Origin of the sequence: Paenibacillus sp. FSL R7-0272, assembly GCF_037969905.1 — a bacterium.
Classification (GTDB): domain Bacteria; phylum Bacillota; class Bacilli; order Paenibacillales; family Paenibacillaceae; genus Paenibacillus; species Paenibacillus polysaccharolyticus.
This window is the reverse complement of record NZ_CP150221.1, coordinates 6,268,768-6,280,665: the sequence shown is the minus strand read 5'-3', so window position 1 is coordinate 6,280,665 and position 11,898 is coordinate 6,268,768. Positions and strand designations below refer to the sequence as shown.

The window sequence follows — 11,898 nt, the reverse complement described above, 5'->3', positions numbered from 1 at the left end:
TCCCAAGTTAACTCAGGGTTCATTGTTAATAGGGGATGGTTAAGTTTCAGGTTATTTTCCCATACTGAATTCATCCTGAAATCATCTCCAATTTGGTGAATTTTCGACAAATACTGATTTTTGCATGACCTGACACGCGGACTAGTATATAATTACGGGAAAACTTTAAAGTGATGGAGTAGATACAATGAATTTGAGTAAGTCTGATCTAGACCCAAACAACGCTGGCAAAGGGGAACGCTTCTCGCGTGCCGGTTTTATTCTGGCGGCCATCGGTAGTTCCGTAGGTCTCGGTAACATGTGGAAATTCCCTTATATTACGGGCGAGAATGGGGGAGCAGCTTTCTTCCTGCTCTTTATTATCTGTCTTTTGCTGATTGGTTTGCCTGTCTTGCTTGCCGAACTTGCTATTGGACGAAGTGGACGGGGGAGCGCAGCAACTGCTTTTATTAAAGCAGGTGGACATAAAGGTTGGTTAGCGGCTGGTTTACTGCAAGTATTGACGCCTTTTATCATTCTGTCCTTCTACGTCATCATCGCAGGATGGACATTACAATATGCTGTAACTTCGTTCAGTGGCACGTTGTTTAATAATCCGGATTATGGCGCACAATTCGGTAGTTTTGTCGGCGGTTATATGCCGATTGTATGGCAGTTGGTTTCTGTCCTGATCACAGGCTGGATTGTAGCGAAGGGTGTATCGAACGGAATTGAGAAGTTTAACAAAATTCTAATTCCAGCCATGCTGGTTCTGTTAATTGTGTTGATGATTCGTGCCGTTACGCTGCCAGGGGCAGGTGCTGGAGTTTCCTTTTTCTTGAATCCGGACTTCTCCCAGCTTACAACGGAGTCGGCATTGGTTGCGCTCGGACATGCCTTTTTCTCGCTGTCGCTGGGTATGGGTATCCTCGTAACGTATGGTTCGTATGTGGATAAAAGCCAATCCCTGGGTGCGGCAACAGTTGCTGTTGGTGCGGGCGACTTGCTCTATGCCTTTATCGCGGGACTGATCATCTTCCCGACGACGTTCTCTTTTGGCATTGCACCAGACCAAGGGCCGTCCCTGATCTTCATTGCGCTGCCTGCAGCATTCTCGGCAATGCCGCTAGGATTCCTGTTTGCCGGATTATTCTTTGTTTTGCTGGCAATCGCAGCGTTGACATCAGCAGTTTCACTGCTTGAGGTTCCCGTTAAATACTTCATGGAGCGTCTTTCCTGGAGTCGTAACCGTGCCGTATGGGTCATCTCTCTCGCTGTTTTCATCGTAGGGCTACCTTCCGTGCTGTCGCTCGGACTGTTCCCAGAGTGGAAGATCGGATCGAAGAGTGTGTTCGACTGGATGGACTTTATGGCATCCAACATTCTGTTACCTGTAGGTGGATTGTTAGTTACAATTTTTGCGGGATACTTTTGGAAAACGGCTGCTGAAGCAGCTGGTCTGAGCTCCGGCTGGTTCCGCATCTGGCTCTTTATGCTTCGTTATGTCGCACCTGTTCTGGTTCTGCTCGTTCTGTTGCATACGTCTGGCATTATTCACTTCTAGGTCGTCTGCGCAGATTTACCAAGCATAAAACCTCTTGGAAGAAATGCAAAAGCCCTTGTGTTCCCTTGTTAATTTTGGGACAATACAGAGTAGAGGTTTTTTGGGTAAGACGACCGATGAGCCATATGTTTTTTGTGAAAAGAGGTTTATACCATGATTAAATCATCCATATATGGATTAACATTAGAGCAATTACGTGCTTGGTTGCCTGAGCATGGGCAGAAGAAATCCCGCGCGTCCCGCATCTGGGAGTGGTTATACCAGGAGCGGGTTCATGATTTTAACGGCATGTCCGATGTTCGTCAGGAATGTTTGGATGTGCTCTCTGAGCATTTCACCTTGAATTCAATGAGTGAACACGTGAAGCAGGAGTCGGCAGACGGTACGGTGAAATTCCTGCTCCGTTTGCAGGATGGCAACCTGATCGAGACGGTGCTCATGCGGCAAAAATATGGCTTAACTGTCTGTGTTACCACACAGGTCGGATGTAATATTGGCTGTAGCTTCTGTGCCAGCGGGCTGATCAAGAAGAGCCGTGATCTCTCCGCAGGAGAGATTGTAGAACAGATCATGCATGTACAGCGGCATCTGGATGCAGCGGGTCAAGGTGAGCGCGTTACAAACGTTGTGGTAATGGGTATTGGCGAACCGTTTGATAACTTTGAACATATGAGCAACTTTATCGAAGTGATCAAGGATCGCAAAGGGTTAGCGCTCGCAGCGAAGCGAATCACGGTGTCCACAAGCGGATTGCCGGATAAAATCAAGGAATTTGCAGACAGCAGTCTGCAGGTGAACCTTGCGATCTCACTGCATGCGCCGAATAATGAGCTACGTACACATATCATGAAGATCAACCGGGCATTCCCGATTGAACAATTGATGGATGCGGTGGATTATTATTTGGAGAAAACAAACAAACGCATCATGTTTGAATACATTTTGCTTCGGGATGTGAATGATCAGCGCGAACATGCGGCTGAACTCGCAGAACTGCTGTCCAGTCGTAAGAGCATGGTCAGTGTGAATCTGATTCCATACAATCCGGTGGATGAGCATAGCCAGTACCAGCGCAGTACGGAGGAGAGTATTCTGGGATTCTATGATACGCTGAAGAAGAACAACATCAACTCTACGGTACGTATGGAGCATGGTACAGACATTGATGCGGCTTGCGGACAGCTACGTAGCAAGCAGATGAAAAATGCGGAAGCTAAAGCAGATGTAAAAACAGCTGCAAAACCAGATGCCAGCCGTCTGGCTTTGGGATAAAAAACACAACAGACGCCTCTATGTACTCACTGACGAAGTGAAGATAGAGGCGTTTTCTTTGAGTTGCAAGCTAATTTCGAACGGAGAGATCATGTCTCTTAGTTCAGCTTTTTTGTCATCAGTAGATGGGGGATGCCATCCTCCATGAATACTTCAGAAGCAGGAGCATAGCCAAGACGTTCATAGAAACCGGAGGCTTGGACCTGTGCGTGCAGCTTGGCTTTCTCTAATCCGTCCTCCTTGGCCATCTCCTCCAGCTTGTTAATTAACACACGGCCTAGGCCATGCTTGCGGTAATCGGACATCACGCAGATGCGTTCCAGCTTGGCAACTTGCTCCACAATGCGTAGTCTGGAGGAGGCGGCAGGTACACCGTCCACATAGAGCAGAATATGGCGTGCTTCTGTCCCTAACGCATCAAATGAATCGAATTCATCGGCTGCAGATACGCCTTGCTCCTCTACAAAGATGGCCATACGAATGGCAAAGCACGCATCAAGCAGTTCTTGAGTGTTCGCTTCAACAACAGATATATTCATGAATCGTTCTCCTTTACCTAGTCGGATGGAATATCGGATTGGAACTGAAAGTGATACACTAACACTAATCTAGTGTAGTTATATCATTAATTATGTTGCGAATGCAACAATTTTATAGGGGTGTGAGCTCTGTGACTGAACCGAAAGAACCTAACGTAGCCAAAGAACCGAATCAGCCGAACGACGAATCACAGAAATCGCAAGAACCGACCGAGCCGAGGGAAGTGTTGCGCGAGATTGGCATGATCGCCCGCTGTCTGGATTCCATCAGTAATGTGGAATTTCAGCATCTGAACTTGTCCCGAGGGCAGTATTTGTATTTGTACCGTATTTGCGAGAACCCCGGTATTATTCCGAATCAGCTGGCTGAACTGATCAAGGTGGATCGTACAACGGCAGCAAGAGCGATTAGCAAACTGGAATCGGACGGTTTTATTGTCAAACAGCCGGCATTGGGTAATAAGAAGAATAAGGTGCTGTATCCAACCGAGGCTGGGCTTGAAGCGTGGCAGTTTATTCGCAAAGAAGGCGTGCATTCGGATCAGGTAACGTTGGATGGTCTGACACAGGAAGAGATTGAGACAGCAATCCAGTTGCTGCGGAAGATGAGACACAACATTGAGGTCGATTGGAAATTTGTCAAAAAGGGCGGTCGCCGCTCATACATGGATATCCATGATTAAGCGCACACTGTGGATAAGGCCTACTTCCAAAAATGTAAGAAGTGGCTCAGTTGCTCCGTCATATATTCCCGTCAGGAGGAATGGTGTGAAGTTTATTTTCCGAAAAAAGCGTTCATGGTACATATTACTTGCGATTGTTGTATCTGTAGCGATTGTAATGCTATGGAGGGAGCGGTTTGTGATGGAAAAGGTGTCCCCTACAGTCGCCTTTGTTAAGGAACATATGACGAATCCTAATGGCACACTGGCAACCTATTTGCAGGAAGCGGCGTCGCAGAGAGCAGACATCGTTGCTGGCCGAGAGGCACTGTCGGAGTCGCTTGGATTGTGGATGCAGTATGCTTTGGCAAGTGATAACGAAGTTATGTTCGAGCAGGCCTACAAGCAGCTCCAGACATACTATGTGATCAGGCCCGACATCTATATCGCCTGGAAGCTTGATCCTCAAGGGAAATCCCATGTAGCAACCAACGCGTTAGGTGACGATCTGCGGATTATGGGGGCTCTGTTGCAAGCAGCAGACAAGTGGAAACAAGGCAGAGCAGACAAACTGGCGACCGCATCGGCCCTTTCCCGAACATTAACGCAGCGAACCGAGCAACAGGGGTACCTGGTTGATTTTTATGATTTCAAAAGTGGACATTCCACGGACACCTTAAGTCTGGTCTATGTGGATTTGCTCGCCTTGCAAGCGATGAGAGACCATCAGATGCTGGAGCCGGACGTTTACAGCAGGTACGAGGATATACTGCATAAAATGCCTGACGATGGATTATTCTATCCGAAGAGCATGAATGTCAATACCAAGGCTTACACCTACGATGAGAAAGTCAATCTGATTGATCAGCTCATCGTTGCCAATCATGTGATGGAGATGGGGCACAAACCCGACAAGCTGATTGCTTTTCTGAAAAAAGAGTTCGGCACTCGGGGTAAGCTCCCCGGACAGTATGATCGTAGAACACAGAAACCAGCCGTAGATTATGAATCGGCAGCGGTATATGGTCTATCCATCCTGCTTGCTGTTCGCTCAGGTGATCCAAATTGGGCAAAGCAGCTGTATCAACATATGATCACACTGCGAGGGCAAGACACACGATATCCGGGCGGTTACGTATTTGACGGAAACACCCACCTGTTTGATAACTTGTTTCCGTTGCTTGGCGAAACTTATTTATATAATTTTCTTAAAAAGTAAATTTTTATTTATATAATCAGAGATTATATGTTGCTATATTATTGTCTTTAATTGTCGGTTTTTGTTGAATTTTCGGTTGATAAAAAAAGAGGTGTTGGCACCGAGTCATTCTGAAATTCGATGCAGAGAAGGAGGACTATGAGAAATAACGCACCTACCCAGCGTCTGGCCTGGGGTTACGCAATCTTGATTAGTCTCGCCATCGTACAGCAGTTCTTTGTATATCTCCACTTGTACATGAATCAAAGCTACACCAAGCTGGATGTTGTACTTAGCATAGCGTCACTAGGGGCGCTAGCCGCGGGGCTTTTGCTTCCTGTTGGTGTATCCGTCGTACTGATATTTATATACTTGGTCACTTATTTTGTGTGGCTCGTGACTTTCGCAGAACCCAATGCGCTCGTGTTCTCCTGGTGGCTACTTATTCCGGCGAACACGGCAATCGCTGCTTATATCAAAAGAAGACTTGTGCGTAGTGCACGGGTGATTGAACGTCTGGAGCAGATGAAGGATCACAATCCAGAGATCGATCTGGATACAACGCTGGGCAATAAGGAAGCACTTGGAGATACATTGGTTAAACAGAGCAACCTTGCCAGACGTTATTCAGACTGCTATGGGTTCAGCATCGCCATGTTTAAGATTGAATTTCTGCCGCTTGTGCAGGAGTCACTTGGTTCAGTTCGGTATTCCCAATTCCTGCTTGAGATCTCACAGTCGATTCAGAAACAAATTCGATACGAGGATCACAAATTTTTTGTGGACCGCGGACGATTTGTCATTTTGTGTCCGATGGTCAATGTGGATTACTTACCGATGTTAACCCGCCGGATTAAAAAAAATATTATGGATATGGATGTGCTCGATAAAAAGGGGAACCAGCTCCAGACCATTATCAAATCAGGCGCACTGGTTTTTCAGAAGGAACAATTCAGCAAGTATGACAATCTGGACGCTGTCCTTGCCGCGTTGGAACGAAACACGGAGACGGATTTAATCGGGGAATATATTTAACCGAAAGGAGCGAGGCTTATGGATTATATGTCCTGGTTTATCCCGATCTGTATTGCCGTCAGTTGTATTTTTGTGGTGTTTACCATCGGATTAACGATTGCCACGCTCCGATTTCGCTCTAGGGTAATTCGAAGGTATGATCGGAGGAAAACGGATGGCTGATTTCATTCTGATCTTGTCGATATTCAGTATTTGGATCGCTGTGTTCGAATCGATCGTCATTATGGCCGGGGCTATTCGTTTTATCCACAAGCAGGAGAAGAAGGGCATTCAGATTCCGGAAAATATGGATCATTATCCGAACGTCACGGTTATGGTACCTGCTCATAACGAAGGTCTGGTCATCGTGGCAACAGTGGAGCATATTTTGCGACTGAACTATCCTGAGGATAAGGTGCAGGTGATTGTCATTGCAGATAATTGCACAGATGACACAGCCGATCGGTTAAAATCGTTCCTTGGACAGACCAGTTATGTGCACCGTAACGTCACGGTACTTGAACGCAAAGGTACGGGTGGAAAATCCGGTGCACTGAACGACGGACTGGAACTGGCCACCGGCGATTGGATCTGTATATTTGACGCAGACGCTGCTCCAGAGCGAAATTCACTGATGTTCCTCGCACAAAAATCACTGGAGAATCCTGAACAGTACGGGGTTGTATTTGGCCGAAACAAAGCGCGTAACCGTGGGCAGAACTTCCTCTCCAAATGTATTAATCTCGAAATTATAACGTCTCAGCGTGTCTACCACACCGGGCTGTGGGAGCTGTTCAAGCTGGGGACCATTCCGGGCACGAATTATATTATTAAGACAAGCCTAATCCGGGAAATCGGCGGCTGGGATGTGACCGCCATTACGGAAGATACGGCATTGTCGTTTGAAATTATGAACCGGGGTCAGTTGGTGGCCCTAGCGCCGCAAGCGGAAGCATATCAGCAGGAGCCAGAGCAGCTTGGTGTATACATGAAACAGCGTGAACGCTGGGCCAAGGGGAACTACCAGGTGGTTCTGGATAACATTCATAACCTGTTCAACCGTTCCAGCTGGCGCAATAAATTGCTTGTTCTCTACTATGCGGTCAGTTACTTCTGGTTTATGTTGGCTATTATTGTGTCGGACATTATCTTTGTGGTGAACCTTGTTTATCAGGTTATCGCAATATTCAAACCGGAGGTCAGTTCTCCATTCCAGTTTGCTGGGGACGCATATGTCTACCTGGTCATTGGTTGGGCACTGATGTATTTCATCTATGTTCTACAGATCAATCTGGCACTGGCAGCGGATATCGGGCAGAGCAACACCCGGAATTTTATCTACGCATGTGTATCCTATTTCACATATGCTCAGCTCTTTATTCTGATTTCGATCCGGGCCTTCTACAATCTGCTGATGGACAAGATTCGTAAACGCGAGAGCAAGTGGTACAAAACTGAGCGATTTGGCTAGGAATTAAACAACTCAAACCAAAGTAGAAGGCTGTTTGCGGAGTGGGCTCCGGCAAGCAGCTTTTTTTATGGTGAGAGATGCTTGAATCCGGTATACTTTTACAGAATATAGCCCGCAGCAGGGTGAACCACACTAGTGTATAACTCATAGAATGGGGGTCAGTGCAGATATGAGTGAAAGAGGTTCTGATTTTTACGATAATAATGAGGTATTTGAGACGTATATGGAACGTCGGCAAGGCCAGGATAACGCCAATGATACGTTGGAGAGACCGGTTATGCTGGAGTTGGTCGGGGATGTTACGGGTAAACATATTCTCGATCTCGGTTGTGGAGACGCAAAATTTGCGGTAGAACTACTTGGCGAGAGGTATAATGGCTTGTCTTATACAGGTATTGAAGGTTCAACGAATATGGTTCGGGCTGCCCGCAAGTCCGTTCAGGGATTGAATGCCCGGATTGAGCAATCTTATCTCGAAGAGTGGACGTATCCTGTACATTCATATGACCTTGCCATTTCAAGACTGGCGATCCACTACATCGAGGATGTTGAAAGCCTTTTTCGTAAAGTGTATGGGGCACTTAAAAAAGATGGAACCTTTGTTTTTTCGGTAGAGCACCCGGTGATTACTTCAACGCTGCAACCCTCCGGAACACGAACCAATTGGATCGTAGATCAATACTTCGTCGAGGGGTATCGGGAGCAGCAGTGGCTTGGGGGTTCCGTCCAAAAAATGCACCGTACCATTGAATCGTATTACATGGCCCTGCAAGAAGCTGGATTCCGAGTGGAGCAATTGCGTGAATCAGCACCTAAGCGTGCAGAATTCGTCAATGAAGAGACGTATCAGCGCAGACGGCGTATTCCGCTTTTTCTGTTTCTCTCCGCACGGAAGTAGGCTAAGGAAGAGGCAAACATAGAATCGAAGTTATACTCAGATTGGCGAAAGTTTTACACAGAAAACCGTGGATAACACAATATATAGGAGTAGAAAACCCAAAAACTATCCACATGTGGATAAGTCTTTGGGTTTTACTTATTGTTATGCCCATATTTGATGTGCTCTTTTTCATTGGTAGGGTGTTTTTAACCTTTAGATGCTGCTGCCCGTACATAAACTCGTTCACCATGCTGATCTACTTCTACTGGGGCTTCAAAGAAATCACTTAATACGTCCTGTGTCATGAGATCAGCGGTTAATCCACACCCAAAAACTTCACCCCGACGGAGTAAAAGGCTGTGCCTGAAGACGGGCAAAATTTCCTCGGTATGATGCGTTACATAGATCAGCGAAGGTGAGTCTGAACGTGCTGTCAGTTCACTGATGCTGTCCAGTAGACGCTCTCTGGAAAATAGATCAAGCCCATTACAAGGCTCATCCAAAATGAGCAGCTGTGGATTCGCCATCAGGGCACGGGCAATGAGCAATTTCTGCTTCTCCCCCTGCGAGCAAGTGCGATACTCACGATCCCACAGATGCTGGCAATCCAGCGTTTGCATCCAGTGCATTGCCTGATTCAAATCTTCGTCTGCCAGTTTGTCGTACAGACCGATCGTAGCGTGTTTCCCACTAATCACGACATATTGCGTGCGGTCAGAAGCGTATAGTTTCTCTTGCAAGGAGGAGCTCACCCAGCCAATCGACTTTCGAAGCTCCCTCAGGTCTACACTGCCATATTCATGACCGAGTACCGAGATGTTGCCTTCCGTAGGCCACAGGTAGCCGGTAATCATATTGAGGAGCGTTGTTTTGCCAGAGCCGTTCAGGCCAAGCAGCGCCCAGTGTTCGCCTTTTTTTACACGCCAGCTGACATCGTTCAGCAGGGTGAGGGATTCTCTTTTCCAAGTCACATGCTGTATATCAATGATCATTGAACCATTCCTTCTCTCTGATAAATATCGCGCCTCCGTTTCTCAACTTATTGTATTGGAACTGTTATGGAAGTATCAATAGCTTTCCAATGTGGGTACCATGCAATATTCACGTTTGCTCCTCGGGGCATGGCGTTATAAAAATTAAAGGGTATTCCTGATTTTGTTGTTGCTAAACATTCAAGACTCTGCTAAGATGAGAAAAAGTTTATGAAAGCGTATACATTTAAATTAAAATTACAACGTTGTAATTATGGGGGATGTAAGATTTGAAAAGGTATAGTTGAGGCATGAACGAGACTGAATAAATGCAATTTTTCTTGTGATTATGCGGTATAGTATAGGTCGCTACAAAATTGGAGTTAGCCTAATATCAGATGTATTACAGGGGAACAGATTTTTTTTATCAAAAAATTCAAACGTTGTAATTTTGGGACGAAGGGGAGTGTTTACGTTGAAAAAACGCATGTCCACGCTGTTCAGTCTGATTCGGCGGGATAAGTATTTGTTGCTGATGTTCTCACCAATCTTTCTGTATTATCTCATCTTCATGTATCTGCCCATGCCGGGTGTATTGCTTGCCTTTCGCAACTTTATACCGGGTCAAGGCATGTTCAGTGGCGAATGGGTGGGGCTGCGCTGGTTTGAGCAGTTCGTCAACTCGATTTACTTCTGGCGGCTATTGCGTAATACCTTTTTACTGGCCTTTCTGCCACTCTTGTTCGGTTTCTCCATCCCCATTCTATTTGCAGTCTGCATCGTAGAGATTAAGAATCGAACCTTTAAACGCTTCGCGCAAACCGTAACTTATCTTCCTCACTTTATCTCCACCGTTGTGGTGGCCGGCATTATTATCAACTTCCTATCACCAACAGACGGTATCATCAACACTCTAATCGCAAGACTCGGTATGGAAAAAATAAACTTCATGATGGATGCCAGCTGGTTCCGTACCATTTTCACAAGTTCAGACATCTGGCAGAGCTTTGGTTTCAGCTCCATCATCTACATCGCAGCCATTATGGGCATTGACCCCGAGATGTATGACTCCGGCAAAATTGATGGCGTGAACAAGTTCCAGGAGTTATGGCATCTTACACTACCAAGTATCAAACCGACCATCGTTATTCTGCTTCTTCTGTCGCTCGGCGGTATCATGAGCGTAGGTTTCGAGAAAGTATACCTGCTCTATAACGGAGCCACATATGAAACGGCAGATGTACTGTCCACTTATGTGTACCGTATGGGGATCGAGGGTCAGAACTATGGCTTCGCCACAGCTATTGGACTATTCAACTCCATTATCACCTTTATCCTTGTTTTTGCAGCCAATACCCTGACTCGCCGCCTGACCAAAATGTCACTCTGGTAAGACACACACTGATCCAAAGGAGAGCCTGTATGCAAAAATCGAGAAGTGACCGATTATTCTATGTCTTCGTCTACCTGCTGACCATCCTGGCGGTTGTAGTCACCTTATATCCATTCCTGTACGTGGTCAGCATTTCCTTCAGCTCGGTGGATGCCATCGATAAACAAAAAGTGGTGCTCTGGCCTGTGGGGTTCACTCTCTCAGGATATAAGATGGTACTGCAGTACAAGGAACTGTGGGTGTCCTTCTATAACACGGTCTGGTATACCGTTGTGGGCACGTTGCTGAACATTGTAGCAACTTGCCTGGCTGCATTTCCTTTGTCGAGACAGCAGTTTTTTCTACGGCGCAAGCTGAACTTTTTTATCGCTTTCACCATGTATTTCTCAGGTGGACTCATTCCGGTCTACATGCTGATCACATCACTCGGTTTGTACAATACTCGTTGGGTGATGGTGCTACCTGTACTGGTGATTACGTTTAACGTAATGATCTGCCGCTCGGCCTTTGAAGGCATTCCGAATGAAATTTTTGAAAGCGCAAGCATTGATGGAGCGAATGAGATGACGATGTTGTATCGTCTGGCCGTTCCAATTATCAAGCCTACACTAGCCGTGCTGACGCTGTACTACGCCGTATTCCACTGGAACAATTTTTTCTCAGCCTTACTGTATCTAGGCAAACAGGATATGCAACCGCTCCAGATGTTCCTGCGAAGGGTGCTGATCATGGCTTCGCCAGAAGTTATGCAGAAGATGGGCGGTACGATGACATCCGGTGCACTGGCGGTTTCATCGCTGCAGGTTCGTTATGTATCTATCGTGGTCAGCATTCTGCCGATCGTGATGATCTACCCGTTTATCCAACGGTACTTCGTTAAGGGCATTACCCTCGGAGCCGTGAAAGGATAGAGTGCATTACCAAGCACCACAGTCATTCAAGCAAGTCATTCAAG

Annotated in this window: 12 protein-coding genes; 10 read left to right on the top strand and 2 right to left on the bottom strand. The window is 46.4% G+C overall.

Annotated elements, in window-relative coordinates:
- Positions 1 to 187 precede the first annotated feature (187 nt).
- Together MKY23_RS27475 and rlmN are read left to right on the top strand one after the other, a co-directional pair.
- A complete protein-coding gene (locus tag MKY23_RS27475; protein WP_221790048.1) occupies positions 188 to 1,543 on the top strand; it encodes a sodium-dependent transporter in 1,356 nt (451 codons plus the stop codon).
- Positions 1,544 to 1,696: 153 nt separating this feature from the next.
- On the top strand, positions 1,697 to 2,815 hold the full coding sequence (gene rlmN, locus MKY23_RS27470; RefSeq protein ID WP_221790046.1) for a 23S rRNA (adenine(2503)-C(2))-methyltransferase RlmN: 1,119 nt from the start codon (positions 1,697 to 1,699) through the stop codon (positions 2,813 to 2,815).
- 98 nt (positions 2,816 to 2,913) lie between these two features.
- Here rlmN and MKY23_RS27465 read toward each other — a convergent pair whose 3' ends face one another.
- Positions 2,914 to 3,354 carry a GNAT family N-acetyltransferase gene (locus MKY23_RS27465; RefSeq protein ID WP_339833852.1) on the bottom strand — a complete coding sequence of 147 codons (441 nt, stop codon included), beginning with the start codon at positions 3,352 to 3,354 and terminating at the stop codon, positions 2,914 to 2,916.
- A 242-nt stretch (positions 3,355 to 3,596) separates the two neighbouring features.
- On the opposite strand from MKY23_RS27465, the gene MKY23_RS27460 reads away from it, so the two are divergent.
- From MKY23_RS27460 to MKY23_RS27435, 6 genes are all read left to right on the top strand, one after another.
- Complete coding sequence (locus MKY23_RS27460) at positions 3,597 to 4,037, top strand: MarR family transcriptional regulator (protein WP_154959613.1); 441 nt, start codon at positions 3,597 to 3,599, stop codon at positions 4,035 to 4,037.
- An 85-nt stretch (positions 4,038 to 4,122) separates the two neighbouring features.
- The gene (locus MKY23_RS27455; RefSeq protein WP_339833849.1) at positions 4,123 to 5,235 is read left to right on the top strand and encodes a glycosyl hydrolase family 8; all 1,113 of its coding nucleotides are present in this window, start codon (positions 4,123 to 4,125) and stop codon (positions 5,233 to 5,235) included.
- Positions 5,236 to 5,373: 138 nt separating this feature from the next.
- Positions 5,374 to 6,249, top strand: a complete 876-nt coding sequence (locus MKY23_RS27450; protein ID WP_154959555.1) for a diguanylate cyclase — start codon at positions 5,374 to 5,376, stop codon at positions 6,247 to 6,249.
- Positions 6,250 to 6,267: 18 nt separating this feature from the next.
- Positions 6,268 to 6,411 carry a hypothetical protein gene (locus MKY23_RS27445; protein WP_167375743.1) on the top strand — a complete coding sequence of 48 codons (144 nt, stop codon included), beginning with the start codon at positions 6,268 to 6,270 and terminating at the stop codon, positions 6,409 to 6,411.
- Entirely contained in the window at positions 6,404 to 7,699 is a 1,296-nt protein-coding gene (locus MKY23_RS27440; RefSeq protein ID WP_090921414.1) for a glycosyltransferase, read from the top strand. Before MKY23_RS27445 ends, MKY23_RS27440 begins: the two co-directional genes overlap by 8 nt.
- 169 nt (positions 7,700 to 7,868) lie before the next feature.
- Positions 7,869 to 8,597, top strand: a complete 729-nt coding sequence (locus tag MKY23_RS27435; protein WP_090921416.1) for a class I SAM-dependent methyltransferase — start codon at positions 7,869 to 7,871, stop codon at positions 8,595 to 8,597.
- Positions 8,598 to 8,785: 188 nt separating this feature from the next.
- On the opposite strand, the gene MKY23_RS27430 is transcribed toward MKY23_RS27435, so the two are convergent.
- Positions 8,786 to 9,571 carry an ABC transporter ATP-binding protein gene (locus MKY23_RS27430; RefSeq protein ID WP_339833842.1) on the bottom strand — a complete coding sequence of 262 codons (786 nt, stop codon included), beginning with the start codon at positions 9,569 to 9,571 and terminating at the stop codon, positions 8,786 to 8,788.
- Between the two features lie 466 nt (positions 9,572 to 10,037).
- Here MKY23_RS27430 and MKY23_RS27425 point away from each other — a divergent pair, with 466 nt between their 5' ends.
- Complete coding sequence (locus MKY23_RS27425; RefSeq protein ID WP_090921738.1) at positions 10,038 to 10,943, top strand: ABC transporter permease subunit; 906 nt, start codon at positions 10,038 to 10,040, stop codon at positions 10,941 to 10,943.
- 29 nt (positions 10,944 to 10,972) lie between these two features.
- Positions 10,973 to 11,854: a carbohydrate ABC transporter permease gene (locus MKY23_RS27420; RefSeq protein WP_090921438.1), complete on the top strand. Its 882-nt coding sequence runs from the start codon at positions 10,973 to 10,975 to the stop codon at positions 11,852 to 11,854.
- The last annotated feature ends 44 nt before the right edge of the window (positions 11,855 to 11,898 follow it).